Origin of the sequence: Bartonella sp. F02, from assembly GCF_026929975.1 — a bacterium.
Lineage (GTDB): Bacteria > Pseudomonadota > Alphaproteobacteria > Rhizobiales > Rhizobiaceae > Bartonella.
In genome coordinates, this window is sequence record NZ_JANHOK010000001.1 from 99,811 (window position 1) to 121,627 (window position 21,817).

At 33.5% G+C, this 21,817-nt stretch carries 21 protein-coding genes; 12 read left to right on the top strand and 9 right to left on the bottom strand.

Annotated features, from left to right (window positions below; genetic code table 11):
• The first annotated feature begins 2 nt into the window (after positions 1–2).
• The 3 genes from NPY00_RS00460 to dnaQ all read left to right on the top strand — a co-directional run bounded on the left by NPY00_RS00460 (position 3) and on the right by dnaQ (position 2,107).
• Positions 3–599 carry a Maf family nucleotide pyrophosphatase gene (locus tag NPY00_RS00460; RefSeq protein WP_269020067.1) on the top strand — a complete coding sequence of 199 codons (597 nt, stop codon included), beginning with the start codon at positions 3–5 and terminating at the stop codon, positions 597–599.
• A gap of 205 nt (positions 600–804) precedes the next feature.
• Entirely contained in the window at positions 805–1,398 is a 594-nt protein-coding gene (gene coaE, locus NPY00_RS00465) for a dephospho-CoA kinase (RefSeq protein ID WP_269020068.1), read from the top strand.
• A gap of 13 nt (positions 1,399–1,411) precedes the next feature.
• On the top strand, positions 1,412–2,107 hold the full coding sequence (gene dnaQ, locus NPY00_RS00470; protein WP_269020069.1) for a DNA polymerase III subunit epsilon: 696 nt from the start codon (positions 1,412–1,414) through the stop codon (positions 2,105–2,107).
• Here dnaQ and NPY00_RS00475 read toward each other — a convergent pair.
• Positions 2,094–2,291, bottom strand: a complete 198-nt coding sequence (locus tag NPY00_RS00475; RefSeq protein ID WP_269020070.1) for a hypothetical protein — start codon at positions 2,289–2,291, stop codon at positions 2,094–2,096. The two genes, dnaQ and NPY00_RS00475, sit on opposite strands and share 14 nt — an antisense overlap.
• Positions 2,292–2,398: 107 nt before the next feature.
• On the opposite strand from NPY00_RS00475, the gene polA reads away from it, so the two are divergent.
• On the top strand, positions 2,399–5,305 hold the full coding sequence (gene polA / locus NPY00_RS00480; protein ID WP_269020071.1) for a DNA polymerase I: 2,907 nt from the start codon (positions 2,399–2,401) through the stop codon (positions 5,303–5,305).
• Between the two features lie 9 nt (positions 5,306–5,314).
• Here the strand turns inward: polA and NPY00_RS00485 are convergent, their stop codons facing one another.
• From NPY00_RS00485 to ihfB, 7 genes are all read right to left on the bottom strand, one after another.
• Positions 5,315–6,142, bottom strand: a complete 828-nt coding sequence (locus tag NPY00_RS00485) for an endonuclease/exonuclease/phosphatase family protein (RefSeq protein ID WP_269020072.1) — start codon at positions 6,140–6,142, stop codon at positions 5,315–5,317.
• 123 nt (positions 6,143–6,265) lie between these two features.
• On the bottom strand, positions 6,266–7,039 hold the full coding sequence (locus NPY00_RS00490) for a Bax inhibitor-1/YccA family protein (RefSeq protein WP_269020073.1): 774 nt from the start codon (positions 7,037–7,039) through the stop codon (positions 6,266–6,268).
• Positions 7,040–8,337: 1,298 nt separating this feature from the next.
• A complete protein-coding gene (gene lspA / locus NPY00_RS00495) occupies positions 8,338–8,844 on the bottom strand; it encodes a signal peptidase II (RefSeq protein ID WP_269020074.1) in 507 nt (168 codons plus the stop codon).
• A gap of 2 nt (positions 8,845–8,846) precedes the next feature.
• Positions 8,847–9,689 (bottom strand): TrmH family RNA methyltransferase, encoded by an 843-nt coding sequence (locus NPY00_RS00500; protein WP_269020075.1) that lies wholly within the window; start codon positions 9,687–9,689, stop codon positions 8,847–8,849.
• A 2-nt stretch (positions 9,690–9,691) separates the two neighbouring features.
• Complete coding sequence (locus NPY00_RS00505) at positions 9,692–10,636, bottom strand: class I SAM-dependent methyltransferase (protein WP_442864018.1); 945 nt, start codon at positions 10,634–10,636, stop codon at positions 9,692–9,694.
• 161 nt (positions 10,637–10,797) lie between these two features.
• A complete protein-coding gene (locus NPY00_RS00510; RefSeq protein WP_269020076.1) occupies positions 10,798–11,100 on the bottom strand; it encodes a LapA family protein in 303 nt (100 codons plus the stop codon).
• An 8-nt stretch (positions 11,101–11,108) separates the two neighbouring features.
• Positions 11,109–11,387: an integration host factor subunit beta gene (ihfB, locus tag NPY00_RS00515; protein ID WP_269020077.1), complete on the bottom strand. Its 279-nt coding sequence runs from the start codon at positions 11,385–11,387 to the stop codon at positions 11,109–11,111.
• Positions 11,388–11,576: 189 nt separating this feature from the next.
• Between ihfB and NPY00_RS00520 the strand changes: the two genes are divergently transcribed.
• From NPY00_RS00520 to NPY00_RS00555, 8 genes are all read left to right on the top strand, one after another.
• Complete coding sequence (locus NPY00_RS00520; RefSeq protein ID WP_269020078.1) at positions 11,577–12,224, top strand: LPS export ABC transporter periplasmic protein LptC; 648 nt, start codon at positions 11,577–11,579, stop codon at positions 12,222–12,224.
• A 92-nt stretch (positions 12,225–12,316) separates the two neighbouring features.
• Entirely contained in the window at positions 12,317–12,925 is a 609-nt protein-coding gene (locus tag NPY00_RS00525; protein WP_269020079.1) for an LptA/OstA family protein, read from the top strand.
• 6 nt (positions 12,926–12,931) lie between these two features.
• On the top strand, positions 12,932–13,726 hold the full coding sequence (gene lptB, locus NPY00_RS00530; RefSeq protein WP_269020080.1) for an LPS export ABC transporter ATP-binding protein: 795 nt from the start codon (positions 12,932–12,934) through the stop codon (positions 13,724–13,726).
• Positions 13,727–14,710: 984 nt separating this feature from the next.
• Positions 14,711–15,175: a PTS IIA-like nitrogen regulatory protein PtsN gene (gene ptsN, locus NPY00_RS00535; protein ID WP_269020081.1), complete on the top strand. Its 465-nt coding sequence runs from the start codon at positions 14,711–14,713 to the stop codon at positions 15,173–15,175.
• A gap of 761 nt (positions 15,176–15,936) precedes the next feature.
• Positions 15,937–16,440: an invasion associated locus B family protein gene (locus NPY00_RS00540; protein WP_269020082.1), complete on the top strand. Its 504-nt coding sequence runs from the start codon at positions 15,937–15,939 to the stop codon at positions 16,438–16,440.
• Between the two features lie 34 nt (positions 16,441–16,474).
• On the top strand, positions 16,475–17,704 hold the full coding sequence (gene rlmN, locus NPY00_RS00545) for a 23S rRNA (adenine(2503)-C(2))-methyltransferase RlmN (RefSeq protein ID WP_269020083.1): 1,230 nt from the start codon (positions 16,475–16,477) through the stop codon (positions 17,702–17,704).
• A 434-nt stretch (positions 17,705–18,138) separates the two neighbouring features.
• Complete coding sequence (locus NPY00_RS00550) at positions 18,139–19,800, top strand: lysine--tRNA ligase (RefSeq protein ID WP_269020084.1); 1,662 nt, start codon at positions 18,139–18,141, stop codon at positions 19,798–19,800.
• Positions 19,800–21,377 carry a peptide chain release factor 3 gene (locus tag NPY00_RS00555; protein ID WP_269020085.1) on the top strand — a complete coding sequence of 526 codons (1,578 nt, stop codon included), beginning with the start codon at positions 19,800–19,802 and terminating at the stop codon, positions 21,375–21,377. The genes NPY00_RS00550 and NPY00_RS00555 overlap by 1 nt, the downstream gene beginning before the upstream one ends.
• A 97-nt stretch (positions 21,378–21,474) precedes the next feature.
• Here the strand turns inward: NPY00_RS00555 and trxA are convergent, their stop codons facing one another.
• Positions 21,475–21,798, bottom strand: coding sequence for a thioredoxin (trxA, locus tag NPY00_RS00560; RefSeq protein WP_269020086.1), 324 nt, complete (start codon positions 21,796–21,798; stop codon positions 21,475–21,477).
• Between the last annotated feature and the right edge of the window lie 19 nt (positions 21,799–21,817).

Here is a 21,817-nt window from a genome sequence, read left to right on the forward strand (position 1 = left end):
ACATGGTAAAAAATATGTTAATATTAGCATCTCTTAGTTCGTATCGTGCGCAATTATTGAAAAAAGCTGGTTTAAATTTTTTTGTTGAGGGTTCTTCTATTGATGAACGAAGTGTGGAAAAAAAAGCAGAAATAAAAACACCTAAAAAATTGAGTCATTTTCTTGCAAGCGCTAAAGCTAAATATGTTTCAGATCGTTTTCCTAATGCATTTGTTATTGGATGTGATCAGATTCTTGAATTAGAAGGTCAAGTTTTTCACAAAGTAGAAAATAAGAAAGAGGCTTATGAGCGTTTATGTATTTTATCAGGGAAAATGCATTCTCTTCATAGTGCAGTGGTGTTATTTAAAAATGGTCAAGAGATTTGGGGAGATGTTTTTAGTGCTTCTATGACAGTACGTCCTCTTTCATCAGAATTTATTGAATATTATTTAAAGCGCGCAGGAACGGATGTTTTAAAAAGCGTAGGAGTATACCAAATTGAAGGAGAAGGAATTCATCTTTTTGAGAAAATAGAAGGAGATTTTTTTACTATTGTTGGTTTACCTTTATTGCCTTTATTGAGCAAATTGCGTGATTTTAATATCATTAACGGCTAGTTTGATAATGAATTATAAAAAGAAAAAAATGGATATTTTTATAGGCTGTTTTAAAAATCAAAGTAATCAAAAACTTTTATATTTCTACTTTTAATTAACATGGATGAATGATTTTTTTTAGAATTACTGATGATATGTGTTTTTTACACTTCAAAAACAGATGGTATTTAATTTGAGAGATATGGATCAAGATAGAAAATAAAAAATGAAAATCATAGGATTAACAGGATCAATAGGTATGGGAAAATCAACAGTTGCTGATTTTTTTAAACAAGCCGGTATTCCTGTTTTTAGTGCTGATGAAACGGTGCATCAACTTTACAAAAATAAAACCATTTTATCTCTTATAGAAAAAACTTTTCCTGGTGTAGTTGAAAAAGGTCAAGTTAATCGCTTAAAACTTTCCAAAATTTTGATTAATAATTGTGAAAAATTAGAAATATTAGAAAGAATAATTCATCCTTTAGTCCAAAAAAAAGAAAAAAAATTCATACAAACAGCGCGTCAACAAGGAAAGCCATTAGTTGTTTTAGAGATACCTCTTCTTTTCGAAACAAAAGGAGAAAATCGTGTGGATAATGTCGTTGTTGTATCTGCTCCGTTAGGAATACAAAAGAAAAGGGTAATGATTCGTCCTAATATGACAGAAGAAAAATTTGCAATTATTAATGCTAGACAAATGTCCGATGAAAAAAAAAGAAATCGTGCCGATTTTATTATTGATACTGGAAAAGATTTAGAAAATACTCGCCAACAAGTTTTTGATGTAATCAAGAGTTTGTTAAAAGATATTTCTTAAAAAAAATAAAGTAATGCGTGAAATTATTTTTGATACAGAAACAACAGGTTTCGATAAAGACAGCGATCGTATAATCGAAATTGGTTGTATAGAAATGATTGATCGTTATATTACAGGACGTAGATTTCATACTTATTTGAATCCACAAGGGGTGATTATTCCCGATGAAGTTGTTGCTGTCCATGGATTGACTAATGAACGTTTAAAAGATGAAAAAAAATTTGGCGATGTTGCTGATTTATTTTTAGAATTTATCGATGGAGCAATGATGATTGCTCACAATGCAAGTTTTGATATTAGCTTTCTTAATGCTGAATTGAAACGTGTGAATAAATCGCTTATTAGTATTGATAACGTTATTGATACATTAGCTCTGGCACGACGAAAATTCCCTATGGGGCCTAATTCTCTCGATGCTTTATGTAAACGTTTCGGAATTGATAATAGTCATCGTGTTCTTCACGGAGCTCTTCTTGATGCAGAGATTCTTGCTGATGTTTATATTGAATTAATTGGTGGAAAACAGGGTAGATTCGTTTTTGATGATAAGACTAATGTAGATACAAAAAATGGTAAGTCTTTATATACGATCAAAGCTCGTCCACAAACTTTACCTTCAAGGTTAAGTGAACAGGAAAAAAGTATGCATGCTGATTTGGTAAGAAAAATAGGCAAAAAAGCATTATGGAATGATTTCATAAAGATTTAATAGAAACTTTGTCATACTTTTTAAATAAAAAAATGGTCGTTGTGGGGAGGGGAACACCACAACGACCTATCACTGCATCGTGCCCTTTAGCCATCATAGGAGGAGCAAAATGAAAGCTATTATGTCCTGTAACAGCAAAAAAAAGCTTTAGGTACAAACGTAAACGCAGCGATGTTAAAACCATAAAAACAAAAAAAATGGCTTTTTAGAGGCAACAATCAATTTTAAGATAATATTTTTAAAATATAAAAATAAATTTGATTTAAACTGAAATGGAGAAGAAAAATTGTTATGAAAGCAAAAGATCATCTTTTTTTGATTGATGGATCAGGTTACGTTTTTCGTGCTTATTACGCTCTTCCACTTTTGAAACGAAAAAAAGACGGACTTCCTGTAGGAGCTGTAGCTGGTTTTTGTAATATGCTATGGAAATTACTTTGTGATGCCCGTAATGCAGATACTGGTATTGTCCCAACACATTTTGCTGTTATTTTTGATTATTCATCTGAAACATTTCGTAAAAAAATTTATCCTCAATATAAAGCTAATAGAGAAGCTCCTCCTGAAGATCTTATTCCTCAATTTGCTTTGATAAGACAGGCAACAAAAGCGTTCAATTTACCTTGTATAGAAAAAGAAGGATTTGAAGCAGATGATTTAATTGCAACTTATGCACGTCTAGCAACACAAGCTGGAGCAACCACGACCATTATTTCTTCTGATAAAGATTTAATGCAATTAGTCAATACGCATGTTTCGTTGTATGATGGAATGAAAGATAAACATATTGGTGTTCCTGAAGTTATAGAAAAATGGGGGGTAACACCTGAAAAAATGGTCGATTTGCAAGCTTTAATAGGAGATTCTGCAGATAATATTCCTGGTATTCCTGGAATCGGTCCTAAAACTGCAGCACAATTATTAAATCAATATGGCACTCTCGATCATTTGTTACAGAATGCGGAAGAAATTAAACAAACAAAACGTCGTGAGAATATTCAAACTTATGGTGAACAAGCAAAGAAATTTCGTGAATTGGTTAAACTTAAAGAAGACGTACCAGTAGATAATAACTTAGATAGTTTTGTCTTAGAACCTCAAGATGGTCCGCGTTTAATTGCTTTTCTTAAAGCAATGGAATTTACAAAATTAACACGTCGTGTGGCGGAATCGACAGCATGTGATGCAGCAGTTATTGATGCACTTGAAATAGATATTGAATGGAAAGAAACAACACACGGATTTAATTCTGAAGATAGAAAAGTTAATACAACACAAATTCATGATTTTTCTGAAAATTCTCCGCAATCTTTAGCACAAAAACGGAAAGATCAAGCTCTTGTTCAAAAAATTAAAAGAGATGTTTATGAAACTATTCTTGATGAACAAATTTTAAAAGAATGGTTACTGGAAGCACAAGATCAAGGTTATTTTGCTTTTGATACTGAAACAAATTCTCTTGATCCTATGCAAGCAAAGCTTGTTGGTTTTTCATTAGCTTTACAGCCTGAAAAAGTCGCTTATATCCCACTTGAACACATTAAAGGAGAATGTGATCTATTGGGAAATGGCCGTATTACTGAACAAATAGAAACACAAAAAGCTTTGGCTCTTTTGAAACCAATATTAGAAGATCAATCAGTTTTAAAAATTGGACAAAATATAAAATATGATTGGCTAGTTATGAAGCAACATGGAATAGTAATACGTTCTTTTGATGATACAATGTTATTGTCGTATGCTTTAGATGCTGGAGCTTTTACACATGGTATGGATGTTTTATCCGAAAGATGGCTCGGACATAAACCAATTGCTTACAAAGATTTGACTCATAATGGAAAAAAAATTTCTTCCTTTGCACAAGTAGATTTGCAACAAGCAACTCTTTATGCAGCAGAAGATGCTGATGTAACACTGCGTTTATGGAAAGTTTTAAAACCACAGCTTGTAGCACGTGGTATGACAAAAATTTATGAACGCCTCGATCGACCTTTGGTAGAAGTTCTTGCAAGAATGGAAGAGCGTGGAATTCTTGTTGATAGGAAAATTTTATCACGTCTTTCGGGAGAATTAGCACAGGCTGCGCTTGTTTTAGAAGAGGAAATTTATACTCTAGTTGGTGAAAAATTTAATATTGCTTCACCAAAACAATTGGGAGATATTCTTTTTGATAAAATGGGTTTACCAGGCGGAAGTAAAACAAAAGGTGGACAATGGTCAACATCGGTTCAGATCTTAGAGGAATTATCTGCTGAAGGTCATATTTTACCACGTAAGATTATTGATTGGCGTCAACTTACAAAATTAAAATCAACCTATACTGATGCTTTACCGCATTATATTTCGCCTAAAACAGGACGTGTTCATACAAATTATTCTTTAGCAACAACATCAACAGGACGCTTATCATCATCTGATCCTAATTTACAAAATATTCCAATACGGACAATTGAAGGACGCAAAATTCGAACAGCTTTTATTGCACCAGAAGGCCATGTATTGTTATCGGCTGATTATAATCAAATTGAATTACGTATACTTGCTCATATTGCTGATATTGCTGCGTTAAAAGAGGCATTTGCGCAAGGTCAAGATATTCATGCTATCACCGCATCACAAATGTTTGGTGTTACAATAGAAGATATGTCTTCAGATATTCGTCGACGTGCAAAAGCAATTAATTTTGGCATTATTTATGGTATTTCAGCTTTTGGGTTGGCAAATCAGTTAGGGATTTCACGTGAGGAAGCAAGTAGCTATATTCAATTGTATTTTGAAAGATTTCCGGGAATTAAAGATTATATGGAAAAAACTAAAATATTTGCACGCCAATATGGTTATGTAGAAACTATTTTTGGGCGTCGTATTCATTATCCGGAAATAAAGTCAGCTAATCCACAAATTCGTGCGTTTAATGAACGAGCTGCTATTAATGCGCCGATTCAAGGATCAGCAGCAGATATTATTCGTCGTGCTATGATTCAGATGGAAAAAGCGTTAGAAAAAGAAAAACTATCAGCAAAAATGTTGCTACAGGTTCACGATGAACTTGTTTTTGAAGTTTCTGAAATTGAAAGTAAAAAAACAGCCATTCTTGTTAAGAATATTATGGAAAATGCTACAATGCCAGCATTATCTTTATCTGTTCCTCTTGAAGTGAAAATAATGATTGCCCAAAATTGGGATGAAGCACATTAGCTTTTTTACTTATTGTTTATGAAGAGTCTCTGTTGCTTTGATAAGATTAATATAAGATTTTATCGGCAAATGATCTGAAGCAATACGTGCTAAAGGCGAATTGTGATTTTCAATTTTTGTGACTAATTGATGAGGAAATGCAAAAATTCTATCAAGAGCAAGAAAAGGAAAACGAGAGGGAAAGCTTGGTACAGTTTCAAATGTTTTATCAAAATAGGAAGAGAAATGATTTAAAGATGATCTTTTTCCTATACGCCATTCGTTTAGATCACCAATGAGAAGTGTGGGCATAAGAGGTCGTTTTTGCAAAAAAGCAAGAAGTTTTTTGACTTGCTGATTTCGGGAATGACGCAGTAAACCAAAATGAGTTGCAATGATACGAATAAATCCAGTTTTCATTTTTAATTCTACAATGATAGCACCACGTGGTTCAATACCAGGGAGAGAGATTTGAAAAATATCATGGATAGATCCTTGACGTAAAAAAAGAACGTTTCCATGCCAACCATGACCATTTGGAGACATGGTATTTAAAGGAACTGGAATTAAACCTGTTTCAGCTTTTAAAAATTGAAGATCAATTAAGCCAACGCGTTTACCAAAACGTTTATCTGCTTCTTGAAGAGCTAAAATATCAGCTTGTAATTCTGCAATAACATGAACAATACGGGTAGGGTTAAAAATTTTATCAACGCCTACACATTTATGAATATTATAAGAGGCTACAACAAAATCATAATGGGTACCATAGTGAATAGTTTTTGATTGATAATTAAAGTTATTATGAATAGTTTTGAATAAAGAGTGATTAAAAATTTTATTTGTTTTTTTTATCATTTTTATCCTTTGAATATAATTATTTAGAATGTTAAAGGATAAGCAAGTATTTGTCTTAAAAACAAAAAGCCCCACTTCTTAAAAGAAATAAGGCTTTTAAATAAAGAATAATAGCTATTATGTTTAATCGCGGTTTGAGCCAATAAACTGCAATAAAAATACAAACATATTAATGAAATCAAGATAAAGATTTAATGCACCCATAATAATTTTACGACCACGAGTGTCATATCCATCTCCTTCATAATACATTAATTTAATTGTTTGTGTATTATAAGCGGTCAAACCAGCGAAGATAAAGACACCAATGATTGAAATAGCAAATTGTAAAGCACTTGATCCAAGAAAAATATTAACAATCATGGAAAGTATTAATCCGATCAAACCAATAAACAAAAACGATCCCATCGCTGTAAGGTCACGATTTGTAGAGTAACCATAAAGAGAGAGAGAACCAAATGCTGCAGAGGTAATAATAAATGTTTGTACAATGCTTTCTGGTGTGTAACGCAAAATGATTGATGACAATGAAAGTCCAACAAGAGTAGCGTAACCAAAAAACAAACTTCGCGCGGCACTTGTGCTTAGTTTATTAATTTTAAAACTAAGAAATAATACAGCAATAAGTGGCGCAAACATAACGATATAAGAGAATGGTGAAGTATAAAATGTTACTCCAAATGATGTGAGATAAACACTTCCATTAATTTGAGCGACTGCTTGACTCATGTCTGTTGTTGTGGCCAATGATGAAATTGCATAAGCGGCAACAGCTGTAATAAGCAAACCAATGGCCATTGTATTGTAGACACCCAGCATATAGCTGCGCAACCCTTGATCAATTGATGCATCGGCATGAGAAACAGACGCCGAACGTAAATTTTTGAAACCAGCCATAACATTAAAATCCTTTAGTACACGTTCTGTTAGTCATATAAAACAAGTCTTATCATTGTTCTGTTTTACTTTATATAAGAACTTGTCTAACAAACAGATACAACAAATCTTATGCTCCGCTGATAGAATTTCAGCATACACTTTTCTATTATGGAGAATTATTTAAAAAATACAAGATACTTTTATGAAAGAAAACTTTACAAATTTGTAACATAAGAATTTGTTTTTTATCAAAAATATTAATATTATTTTGTGAAGTTGTGGAGTTTATTTCATTGGTGATCATAAAAAAACATTCATTTCAATAAATAAAGTAATGATTTTTTCTTGCAAAAACATTTGGTTTGATTGGACACTCTATTTTTATTGATGAATATCAAATATTTATATTTTTAAAATTTGTATTAATTTTTAAATTAATAGGTTTAATGATAATAACACGTACTTTAGGAAAAAGTTTACGGTGTGTATACATCTCTGAAAAATTTAAAAAAAAGAAGCGTTCGAGGTCATCAATTTTAATAGGGATTATTTGAGCTCTTATTTTACCAGCAATCATAGCAGCATAATTATAGATTTTTAAGAGATTCTATAATGGTAATAAGGCTTTATAGGAACATAATAAGCGGTGTTTTTGTTTTATCATGCGTATAAAATGACGGGTTCTGAGAGAATGAGTATGACCAATACAAAAAATATTAATGTGTTTTAGAAAAGAAAGAATCCACCAAGTTTTTGTAATGTCAGTGTAAATAGCAAAAGATGGATTACGCATATTTATTGTTTCACAAATGATGAAAGCTAGAAAACCATCAAGAAAAGAAATATGATTAAATGATAAGATAGGTATTTTTCTTGAATACAAGGTTTAAGAATAGAAAATGAAAAGAATAAGAATATTTTTGACAAAATCATCGTTAAAAGCGGAAAAAAACTGACGTGAAAACAGAAGTGCAAGAGTGCGTGAATTGAGTAAAAAAAGCGATTGCCCATTTTAAAAAATCATTACGTTGTTTTTTGTCATTCATTTACTCTTCCGTCTCTTATTGTTTATGTGAGATTCAGGAAGCTGTAAAAATGTCATATTGCTCAAAAAAGAGTATTTTTTTTGAATTTAAGCCCATAATTGTGCTGTTTCTTAATGTTCTGTAGGCTTTTCACTCTTGTGCTTAATTTATCACCATTTCACTTGAAAATTAGAATGATAAAAACTTTAAAATATTGTTTTTACAAAAATGAGATAATTAAAAGTATTTTATTCAATTTTTATCGATAATACTTATATCTTTAATGATCTTTTATTCAGGAAAAGTATCAAAAGAGCGTCTTTTTTTGGGATAAAGAAAAAGTTCGTCAATTAAAATAGCGATGGCTCCAAGGGTGATAAAAGTATCAGCAAGATTGAAGATAGCAAAAGAAAATATACCGTCAACATGCAGTGATATATAATCTATGACATAGTGGAAACGTATACGGTCAATAAGATTTCCAATAGCTCCACCAATAATACCAACAATACCAAAAGATGAGAGAGTTTTAGTTTGAATATTCTTAGTATTATTCCATAGTCCTAAAAGAAAAATAATCATGATGATTGTAAAAAGAATAAATACCCAATGAGGAAAAGAGGAAAGAAATGAGAAAGCAATGCCAGAATTGTGTACGTGGTAAAGAGAAATAAAAGGAATAAGAGAAATTTCTGTTTCTAAAGGTATAGTATGCGTAACCCAGTATTTAATTGCTTGGTCAAGCCCTACCATGATGAAAAGATTAAAAAGAAAAAAAGAAAGAGATTTGAACGTCATATTTATGTCTCATTCGGTTCAAATGTTAAATGAGGACGGCGAATTTCATAAAGCATTATTGCTGTGGCAACAGCTAAATTAAGAGAGTCAGCGCGTCCGCTTTGTGGAATGCGCACAAGCTGATCACACCGATTTGCGAGACTATCTGGCAAACCTTGTTGTTCATTGCCCATTAAAAGTATAATAGGACCATTTTTAAAATCGATTGTACGGTAATCGACAGATTTTTTCAAATGTGTTCCAATAATCATGCCTTTAAAGTGTGTAGACCAGCTTAAAAAAGCATCTTCATTTAAGCGATAAAGAGGTATAGAAAAAATTGATCCCATTGTTGCACGAACAGCTTCGGGAGAAAAAGGATCTGTTGTTTCCCCAATTAAAATAACTCCTTTTGCTCCGACCGCATCAGCAGTTCTGATGATTGTGCCAAGATTACCTGGGTCGCGCACACGATCAAGAGCAATATAGACATCTTTTGGCAATCCTTTTATTTTTTCAATAGGATGCCATTGTTGTTTAAAAATACCAATAACTGTTTGTGGATTATCGCGTCGAGTTATGGATTCAATAATTTTTTGTGAAGTTTTAATGACAAAACCTCCGCAAGCTACAGTGCGCGCTGCTGTATTTTCAATGAGAGGATTACCAAGTCCGTTTTTTGAAAAAATGAGAGTTTGGATTGTCCATCCAAGATTTAAAGCATCAATGACGAGTTTCAGCCCTTCTGCTATGAAAACACCTTCTTTATTTCGATTCTTCTTTTGGTTAAGTGCTTTAAGATCTTTAATGATTGGGTTACTAAGAGAAGTTATTTCTTTTACTTTTCCAGTCTTTTGTGTACACATATTCAAGCAATCCAGCGGCTAAAAAGGGAAGTAGACAAAGCACGTCCAGCAACTTCTTCACGTAAGATGAGTTCTCCTGATTCAATTGTTCCTCCAATATTGGTGAATTCATCACGCATTAAAGTGTGAAGAGTATAAAAAGAAGCACGGATAGAGTAGGCTGTTAGAATAACAGCAAGTGACTCATTGGATAAAAGTTTACGACAGTCTTTAATCATTTCGGGTAAATGATCGAAAAGTTGCCAAACTTCACCTTGAGGACCACGCCCATAGGCTGGAGGATCGAGAAGAATCATATCGTAGGTTTTTTTACGACGCAGTTCGCGCTTAACAAACTTTACAGCATCATCACAAATCCAACGAATAGAGCAATTGGATAATCCTGCTTTTTCTTGATTTGTTTTTGCCCAGAGAATGGCTTTTTTGGAAGCATCAACATGAGTAACAAGAGCTCCTGCGCGTGCAGCAATCAAAGAAGCAATACCTGTATAGCCAAAAAGATTTAATAATTTTATAGGGCGTTTAGCTTTAATAATTTGTTCTTCCATTGAGCGCCAGTGAGCATCTTGTTCTGGGAAAACGCCAACATGACGAAAAGACGTAAAACGTCCAAGAAAAGACAAACCATTCCAAGAAAGAGGCCATGTTTCACCGAGTGGTTTTTTAGGAAAATACCAGCGACCAACACCTTCTTCATCTCGATTTCCCGTGAAAATAGCATCAACATTAGACCAATGTTTTTGAGATAAAGTGGGTTGCCATAAAGCTTGACCTTCTGGTCGAATAATACGGTAAGAACCATAACGTTCTAATTTTTTTCCATGGCCGGAGTCAATGAGAGCATAATCTGCACTTGCGTTTGTTTCTAAAATAAGAGGAAGCTGTTCTTTCAGATATATATCATGGGAGTTGGTCGGAAAGAATTGAGTAGACATATTAGGCATCATGATACATGTCTTTTTTAAAAATTATCTTAAAGATTATTCAAATTTTGTAGAATACCAAAAATTAAGGTGTATCAAAGCACGTATAAAAAAGAAAGAATAATATATTTGAGGATTTCAATTGAATATAAAAAAATTCATTGAAAATGCTCTTTATGTTTAACTTATTCATCAATATATACATTTGTCGACATTTTTAATTTTTCAATTTCATTCTTGCTTTCTTTAAGTGCTTTGCGATAATGATGCTGAGTAAACCAATTAATAATACTACTAAATAAAACACCTAAGCTAAAAAACGTAAAAAGCCAAACAAACAAAGGAGCTCTAAACGAAAGACTTTCAGAGTTATTTTGAAAAGGGTTAAGTACTAATGTGACCATTTGACGATTAGCTACAATAAAAGCGATCAAAAGGATAGTAAGAGGGACTAAAATAATAATTAAGAAGATCTGTTTTGTTTTCATAAATTTACTCATGAATTAAGCCGATTGCGTAACTCTTTACCAGTTTTAAAAAAAGGAACCCATTTTTCTTCAACGGCGATCGTTTCACCTGTTCGTGGATTACGACCGCTGCGAGCTGAACGATTTTTGACAGAAAAAGCTCCAAACCCGCGAAGTTCAACACGGTCGCCATTGGCGAGGGCTTCAGAAATTTCCTCAAAGATAGCATTCACTATATTTTCCACATCACGTTGAAAAAGATGCGGATTTTGACGGGTAATAATTTGCACAAGTTCTGACTTAACCAAAATAGCCTCTCTTTCACACAAAAAGGAAAAAATGTTTTTATATTTATAATTGTACGTTCTATGTGTGTACGTTACATATATAAATCATTGTAAGCAAAATAAAACGAAGAAAAGTAAGATTGCAATATGCAAAATTTGAAAATACGTATTATAAAATTTTGCGAATAAAAAAATGAGAGATATAACAATATGATTATACGTAATCATTCTGAATTTTTTACAAGGAAATCATCTTTTGGTGATATCTTTAAAATAGCTTGTCATCACTCCCGTCGGGTTCGTTTTTTAAAGGTTTTTTTGCCTTTTTCTGCATTGATCATAATGTTATTTTTTTTCTGGTTTACATTTTTTTCAGTACCAGCTTCTTCTGATCGCTTGATATTAAATCATGAAGAAGATGGCGTTATGAGACTAGCAATGATAAATCCAAAGTTAGAAGGTTATACGCGTTCGCGTAAACCTTATTGGTTGAAAGCAGAAAAAGCATTTCAGGATCGTACGCGCTCTGGAATGATTGAGTTACTCAACATTACGGCTGAAATTCCTGCAGGCAAACAGGGATCATTTTTTATTGATGCACAAGGAGGAGTTTACGATAATATTAATGGTTATTTGCAATTGGATAAACCATTTACAGTGACAATAAAAGATAAAATGATTGCACAGTTTTTGGATGCAAATATTAATTTATCTGAAGGTCAGTTAAAAACCAATCAACGTATAGATATTCAATATACTACAGGTTTATCTTTGACTGCGAATGCTTTGCAAGTCCGTGAAAAAGGCCAATCTTTATATTTTAAGGGAGGAGTGCATTTGATTGTTGATAGGCGATGAAATAATAAAGACGACTTTTCAGTGATTTTATATGGAAGAAAATTCATTATATCTTTTATGCGAATACAAGTAAAGAATCTGAGAACGATAAGATGAAATCAAAAATATCGTATAAAAAACGGATAGGTCTGTATTTAGCTTTAAGTGTAGGAATTTTAGGATTAGGGACAGTTTACGGATACGCTGCAAAAACTCATTTTGGAATTGATTTATCAAATAGTAAAGAACCGGTAGAGCTTTATGCAAATTCTTTAGAAGTACAAGATAAAGAAGGGATAGCTATTTTCTGTGGTAATGTTTCGCTGACACAAGGTGAGAATCTTTTGCGAACATCAAAGCTTGTTGTGTATTATGATAAAGAATATGAAGAAATTGATGGAAATCAAGTAAGTGCGAAGTCAGTTTTGCCTATGGGATTTGGCTCAACAGCTATTAAAAGAATGGAGGCTTCAGGAAAAGTTTATATAAAAACAGCAACACAAATTGCTACGGGAGATGAAGGTGTTTTTGATGGAAAATCAAATATAGTTGTTTTGACAGGTCGTAATGTTATGTTAATTGATGGTGATAATATTGCAAAAGGATGCAAATTGACGGTAAATATGAAAACAGGAAAAGCCTCTTTAGAAGGATGTAAGGAGTTTGATAAAAGGAGTCGTGCTTCGATGATTTTTAAGCTAAATCAAAAGAATGACCATTAAGATTTCATGTTTGGAATCAAAGAAAAAAGACAGGTTATTGGGGATAATTTTGCAAATGAGGCTTTGAAACAACATTCAGAGAGTGTTTTAGTTGCCAATAATTTGATTAAATTTTATCGAAAAAAACGTGTTGTGAGTGGTGTTTCTTTCAATATCCGTTCTGGAGAAGCTGTCGGTATTTTAGGTCCTAATGGTGCTGGCAAGACGACTTGTTTTTATATGGTTACAGGTTTAATTCCACCTGATGGTGGTTCGATAGAAGTTAATGGGTTTGATATTACTCATATGCCTATGTATCGGCGTGCGCGTTTAGGTATTGGATATTTACCACAAGAGGCTTCCATTTTTCGTGGTCTTTCAGTTGAAAACAATATTAAGGCTGTTTTAGAGGTTATTGAAAAAGATCGTTTAAAACGCCGCGAAGAACTCGATGCACTTTTGCATGAATTTAAAATTGACCATTTGCGTAAAATGCCAGCTATTTCTTTGTCTGGTGGTGAGCGTCGGCGTCTTGAAATTGCACGTGCACTCGCTTCTCGTCCTCATTTCATGTTGCTTGATGAACCATTTGCAGGAGTTGATCCTATTGCTATTTCTGATATCCAGCAGCTTGTTCGCCATTTAACCAAACGCGGTATCGGCGTTTTAATAACAGATCATAACGTGCGTGAGACATTAGGTTTTGTTGACCGTGCTTATATTATTCATGCAGGACAAGTATTAATTCATGGTTGTCCGAATGACATTATTGATAATGCAGATGTGCGTAGAATTTATCTAGGAGATCAATTTTCTCTTTGATTATTTCCAATTTATTATATAGCCGTTATGGATCTTTAATAGAGTTATAACATTTAATCTTATTTTATAATAAAGTTCACTAAGATTTCATTTTTATTTTATGTTAAATATTGTTAATAGACATTTGAGTTTCACAATAGAAACTTCTTATTTGTGCCAGAATTTATTTTATAATTAAAAATAGTCAGAATGTTGTTTTTTATTCGTGAAAAACAAGAAAATAGGGCGTTTTTGGATGGAGCTTTCTTTTGATCTATTGTGTAGAGAATATTGTTTATACAGTTTATAATAAATGGTATAGAGAGGATCAGAGAAGGCAATAAATTGTTTTGGGGAATGTATATGAAGTATCCAAAAATTTTTTATATGTCGTTGGATAATGTGTCTGTAATCTTGTTTCAAATATTTTAATCAGAATAATATAGGTTTATATTATGGCTATGAAGTGTGTAGTCATGTTGTTTTCTCGCTTGTTGCATGGTGTGTTCACACATTGATGTGTTATTCGTTATTACAGATGTTAAGATAAGTATAAAATTTAGATATTTTAATGCGGTAATTGAGCAGAGGTACGCACTTTTCTAGTTTTTAGGTTTGAAAATATTGTCCATATATTTAAAATAAAAAAAGTGTTCTAATTTTAAGTTGATACCAGAGTATGAAATTGTTCCTTTTTAAAATATGAACTCATTTTGAGATTAAGGCTATTACGTTATTATATCTGAGATATCCGATAAAACCATTTAATGATAAATGTTGATATGATTGTTTAGATTTCTCGTGAAGAATGTTTTTTATTTTTTTGATATTGTTAAGAGTGAGTTGAGTATTATTTATTGCTGCACTGGAAGTGATATTGAATGAATTAGGCGAGCATTTGTTATTCGTTGAAAAATAAATGTGTATGCTGTGGTGAAAGAGATCGACAAGAACGAATAATGAATGTCGTGTGTTTATTTTGTCGTATAATAAGGAAAAAAAAGCATGAATTTGAGTGAATTAATTTCACCGGAGTCAATTATTCCAGCGGTTAAAGCAAATTCGAAAAAACAAGTTTTAAGAATTCTATCTGAAAAAGCTGCTGAAGTGACAGGTCTTGATAAGCATATAGTTTTTAATACTATTTTGCAGCGCGAAAAATTAGGATCAACCGGTATAGGAAACGGTATTGCAATTCCTCATGGAAAGCTTCCCGGTATTAATAAAATTGTTAGTATTTTTGCTCGTCTTGAGACTCCTGTTGATTTTGAAACTCTTGATGATGAACCGATTGATCTTGTTTTTCTACTTTTGGCTCCTGAATATACTGGTGCAGATCATTTAAAAGCTTTGTCACAAATTGCGCGTGTATTGCGTTATTCTGATGTGGTTCAGCAATTACGCAATACACGTGATGCTAATGCGCTTTATGCTTTGTTGATACAGCATTCGGCATTAAATGCGGCCTAATAAAGAGCCTTGTGACAACATATGCTGTAAGAATATTAATTCTGGGAATTACAATTCACACCTGAAAAATGCTTGGCTCGAGGAAAAGAGAATAAATGCATTGGTGGTCTTTTTTTATTATTGGTTTTTCTTTTGTTGTCTTTTTTATTCTTGTGTATAAAGCACTGATTTTTGCGTTTTTGGATTTATCTAATTTGATTATCTGTACGTGGAGTCTAATGCGTTTTGTGAATTAGATTAGTTTTATTTTTTAAAGAGCGGGGGAGTGCAAGTCTTGATTTTTTAATGAACAATAATCTTTACGCAATTCTGAGTGCATTAAAAAGTTTTTGCTAGTTTATTATGATTTTCCAAAATATATAATAACTAGATGTAGAATATTTTATACTTTATAAGATATATTAGAAATCAATATTATCAACGATTTAATTTTCTAATTGTTACAGATTGAATTTATAAAGAAGTTTTGCAATTTAAGGTTTTTCGTAAAATCTATTTTTGCAGAGCTTTACAATAATTTTCTTGTTTGTAATATAATTATAGAGTGTGTTCACTTTTTTATGTTATTTCGTAATAGAGATTACGAAATAAGGTGTGATATATTTCTATATTTTTATGTATAAGAACACATATTTTTTAAAAATCTAGTTGTTGAATAAAAATTTTATGTTTTAGTAAGATCTAGAAAGTCATAATTAGTTTGATATCAAAACTTTTTAACGAAAAAATATTTAAAAATGAAAAAGTGAGCTAAGATGAGGATGTTTAAAAAGATTTTTGTTGCTGCGTCTATGATGATTTTAATTACTGCGGGTGCAGTGCAGGCGCAAGCGCCAAGCCGTTTACATCAATTTGATGCTTGGGGGGTTTATTCTTATATTTCACCAGAAAATACAATTTGCTATGTTTTGTCATTACCTTTGAGTTCGCATCCAACAACTGTTAATCATGGTGATAACTTCTTTTTGGTTACGAAACGTTCTCATTCACCGATTTCGTTTGAACCACAGTTTTTGGCTGGTTATAAATTCAAAGAAGGATCAACTGTGACGGTAACTATCGGGAAAAGAGATTTTGAGTTTTTTACAAAAGGTTCATCAGCTTGGTTAGCTTCTCCAGAAGTGGAAAAGCAATTTGTTGCTGCAATGCGTTCAGGTCTTCATATGATGGTGAAAGCTATTTCAAAACGTGGAACGCATACCACTTATACTTATTCTTTAAAAGGAATAAGTGCTGCCTTGAATGCAGCGCAAAAGTGTCATTAAGATATTCTCTGGTAATTATATAAATAGTAAAACAATGGCTGTTTCGTATGACCTTAAATCAATTAATGCGCGTCAAACACTTAAAGAAGATAATTTTGTGTTGGAAGATAGACCTCATAAATTATCTTTGATTGGTCTGTCTTGCGATGAAATGGCGCAAGCTTTAAAAGAAATTGGTGTACCAGAACAGCAAGCGCGTATGCGTGTTCGTCAACTTTGGCATTGGCTTTATGTCCGTGGTGTTTCACATTTTGATGAAATGTTGAATATTGCTAAGCCAATGCGAGAAAAGCTTAAAGAGCATTTTTCTATTACATGTCCAGAGATTGTTGAAGAACGAATATCGCAAGATGAAACGCGTAAGTGGCTTTTGCGTTTTCCAGCACGAGGTGCTGGAAAGCCTGTTGAAATTGAAACAGTTTATATTCCTGAAGAGGGGCGGGGTACTTTATGTATTTCATCGCAAGTAGGATGTACATTAACGTGTTCTTTTTGTCATACGGGAACACAGAGACTTGTTCGCAATTTAACAGCAGAAGAAATTTTGGCACAATTATTGTTTGCGCGTCGTCGTTTGGATGATTTTCCTGATAGAGAGACACCTCATGCTGCGGGAGTATCGAAAGGACGAAAAATTACCAACATTGTGATGATGGGGATGGGTGAACCGCTTTATAATTTTGAAGAGGTTAAAAAAGCGCTTTTAATTGCTTCTGATGGAGATGGACTTTCTTTATCAAAACGTCGCATTACTCTTTCAACCAGTGGAGTTGTTCCTGAAATTATACGAACTGGAAAAGAAATAGGAGTTATGTTAGCTATTTCTCTTCACGCTGTTAATGATGCATTGCGCGATGTTTTAGTTCCAATCAATAAAAAATATCCACTTGCTATGTTAATGGATGCGTGTCGCAAATATCCTGGCCTTTCTAATGCTAAACGCATTACATTTGAATATGTAATGCTGAAAGATATTAACGATAGTTTAGACGATGCTAAGCAATTGGTGCAGTTACTTAAAGGGATTCCTGCAAAGATTAATTTGATCCCTTTTAACCCATGGCCAGGAAGCGATTATCAATGTTCTGATTGGGAACAAATTGAACGCTTTGCTGATGTGGTTAATCAAGCTGGTTATGCTTCACCCATTCGTATGCCGCGTGGACGCGATATTTTTGCTGCATGTGGGCAGCTTAAATCTGCTTCAGAACGTTTACGAAAATCAGAACGTTTGCGACTTGAAAATGTAGCTGAGAATGCATGAATTTTACTGAATGTATTTTAACGACAAACAAATATAAAAAAGCATTGGATATAATATTTGCCAGTAAGTTAATTAAGTAAAATTAATTGATTATGCTTTTCTGTCTTTGTTGGCGTAGAAATAACACGCTATTTATTGAGTTTGAGTTCAATACTAGAAGATTTGCTTTCTTGTTGATACGTATAATAGGAAAATCCTATGATTACGGCAATTAAAGCAATGATAATTAAAACAAGCAAATTACGATTCATAATACTTATACTTTAAATTTATATAATAATTAAAAAGACTATAACGAGAATAATAGATCAGGTATTTATAATGACAAGAGTAAACTGAATAGATTTTTTTAGTTTTTAGCTTGTTCTTATTGACGAATAAATTCAAGAACCATACAGCATGTTATTAAAGAATTTAATTTTAGGATAAAAATAATGATGCGCAATCAGAATGATGCCTTGAGTCTTACACCCGAATTAATAGATGCAGCTGTTCAGTCGAAAACTTGGCCGTTTGAAGAGGCGCGCAAAATTATTAAACGTTATGAAAAAACCGGTTACCCTGAGTGTGTTTTATTTGAAACAGGTTATGGACCTTCTGGTTTACCGCATATTGGGACTTTCGGAGAAGTTGCACGGACAACGATGGTGCGCCATGCATTTCATATTTTGACGGAGAATAAAGTAAAAACAAAACTACTTTGTTTTTCTGATGATATGGATGGGTTGCGAAAGGTTCCTGATAATGTTCCTGATCGTGAGAGGATGAAAAATTACCTTGGTCAACCATTAAGTCAGGTTCCAGATCCTTTTGGCGATGCTTATCCTTCTTTTGGAGTTGCTAATAATGCACGTTTATGTGCTTTTCTTGATCGTTTTGGTTTTGATTACGAATTTGCTAGTGCAACAGATTATTATAGTTCTGGTCGTTTCGATGAAACGCTTTTAAAAATTCTTTCTTGCTATGATAAGATTATGCAAATTGTTTTGCCAACGTTGGGTGAAGAGCGACGAGAAACTTATTCACTCTTTTTGCCTATTTCTCCTATTTCTGGGAAAGTACTACAAGTTCCGATGATTGCTCGGAATGTTGAAAAAGGAACTGTTACTTATATCGAGCCTGAAACCGGTGAAGCCATTGAAACAGAGGTTACAGGTGGTAAAGTTAAGTGTCAGTGGAAAGTGGATTGGGCAATGCGCTGGAAAGCGCTTGACGTTGATTATGAAATGGCGGGGAAAGATCTTATCGATTCAACAAATCTTTCTTCTAAAATTTGTAAGGTTCTCGGTGGAATTCCACCTGAAGGATTTAATTATGAGCTCTTTTTAGATGAAAAAGGGCAAAAAATTTCCAAATCCAAAGGCAATGGTTTAACGATTGATGAGTGGTTAACTTATGCACCAACAGAAAGTTTAGCTCTCTATATGTTTTTAAAGCCTAAAACAGCAAAGCGGCTTTATTTTGATGTCATTCCAAAAGCTGTAGATGAATATTATGCACATCTTTCAGCTTATGGTCGTCAACAACAAAAGGAGCAAATAAATAATCCTGTATGGCATATTCATAATGGTTGTCCTCCAAAAGTTGAATTGCCTGTGTCATTTGCCATGCTTTTGAACTTGGTAAGTGCTTCAAATGCCGAAAATAAAGAAGTTCTTTGGGGATTTATTTCACGTTATGCTCAAGGAGCAAATGCACAAACTTATCCAATGCTTGACAAATTGGTAGAGTTTGCCATTAAATATTTTGATGTTTTTGTTAAACCAAATAAAAAATTTAGAATACCTGATGAGAGTGAACGTTCAACATTAATGGCTATTGATGAAAAATTAGCAAGTTTACCAAAAGATATAGACGGGAATGTAATTCAAAATGCGATTCTTGATGTTGCGCGTCTCATAGAACGTTATCAAGATCAAAGTAAAAAAAGCCCAGAAGGCGGACCTGGGGTTTCGAATGTATTTTTTCAAATGCTTTATGAAGTTCTTTTGGGACAAGAACGAGGGCCACGATTTGGGTCGTTTATAGCGATTTATGGAATTAATGAAATGCGTGCGTTGATTGCTGAGGCGCTTGCTCGTTCCGTGGAGGAATAATGGAAAAGTTAGCGCAAGAAGTAAAGCAGAGACGGACATTTGCGATTATTGCTCACCCCGATGCGGGAAAAACGACACTGACAGAAAAACTTTTGTTGTTTGGGGGAGCTATTCAGCTTGCTGGTGAAGTCAAGGCAAAAAAAGATCGTATTCAAACACGTTCAGATTGGATGAATATTGAACGTGATCGTGGTATTTCAGTGGTCACATCCGTTATGACATTTGAATATGAAGGTCATATCTTTAATTTGTTAGATACGCCAGGACACGAAGATTTTGCAGACGATACATATCGCACACTTACTGCTGTTGATAGTGCTGTTATGGTTTTGGATGGTGCGCGCGGAATTGAGCCAAGAACATTAAAATTATTTGAGGTGTGTCGGATGCGAGACATTCCTATTGTTACTTTTGTTAACAAGATGGATCGTGAGGCACGTGATCCTCTAGAGATATTAGATGAGATTGAAGAAAAACTCGCACTGGATACGGCACCTATTACATGGCCTATTGGCGCAGGTAAAGATTTCGTTGGCACTTTTGATCTTCATCGTAATTGTTTTCGTCAAAAAGATAATGAAATAACACCACGTTCTATTTCTGGTCTCAATGAAGTTGCAGAATTACTGCCTGAAAATCAGCGTATGTCTTTTATGGATGGAGTACAGCTTGCGCGAGATGCTTGTAAAAGTTTTAATCTTCAAGCTTTTTATGAAGGACATATGACACCCGTTTATTTTGGTTCGGCATTACGAAATTTTGGTGTTCGTGATTTGATTAATGCTCTTGTTGATTTTGGTCCAAGTCCTCGTAATCAGGTGGCAGATACACGGGATGTTATCGCTACTGAATCAAAAATGACAGGGTTTGTTTTTAAAATTCAGGCGAATATGGATCCCAATCATCGTGATCGTATTGCGTTTTTGCGAGTGTGTTCGGGAACGCTTGAGCGTGGTATGAAAGCAAAATTAGTCAGAACTGGAAAATCGATGACTCTTTCTACGCCGCAGTTCTTTTTTGCGCGTTCACGACAAATTGCTGATCAAGCTTATGCCGGTGATATTGTGGGTATTCCCAATCATGGGACGTTGCGTATTGGTGATACTTTAACTGAAGGAGAAAGTATTCTCTTTAAAGGTGTACCCAATTTTGCTCCAGAAATTTTGCGTCGCGTTTGTTTAGGCGATCCTATGAAAGCGAAAAAGCTTAAAGATGCTTTGCAGCAAATGGCTGAAGAAGGTGTTGTTCAATTATTTATTCCTGATGATGGATCACCAGCTCTTATTGGTGTGATTGGCGCTTTGCAAATTGATGTTTTAACAGAGCGGTTGAAGGTAGAATATTTTTTACCGGTGAGTTTTGAACCAGCGCGTTTTAGCGTATGTCGTTGGATCTCTTCAGAGAATAAGGATGAGCTTCAAAAATTTCTAACAAATCATCGTTCTGCTATTGCTCATGATTTGGATGGTGATCCAGTGTTTTTAGCAGACAATCATTTTTCATTAAATTATGAAGCAGAACGCGCTCCGAAAATCAAATTTGCAACGTTTAAAGATTATCAGATACATTCTAAATAGATAAATATTTTTACTACAGAAGAAGATTTGTTATTCAAATTAAACAAGAAGGACTTTTTAGTCCTTTTTGTTTAATGAAAATTTTTTTAGAAATAAATTAACGGAGATTCTCTGTAATCCATTCAGAAAGACGTCCTTTAGGAGCACTTCCAACCATATTAGATGAAACATTTCCATTTTTGAACATTAAAAGAGTGGGAATTGAACGTACACCATATTGAGCGGCGAGTTCTGGATTTTCATCAATGTTGACTTTAGCAATGATTACTTGGTCTTTCATTTCTGTTGAAATTTCATCAAGGAGAGGTGCAATCATTTTGCAAGGTCCGCACCATTCAGCCCAAAAATCAACAACGACAGGAGTTGAAGAAGACAGAACTTCGTCTTTGAAATTGTTATTATCAATTTTTATACATGCCATTGTTTTATCCTTTATATCT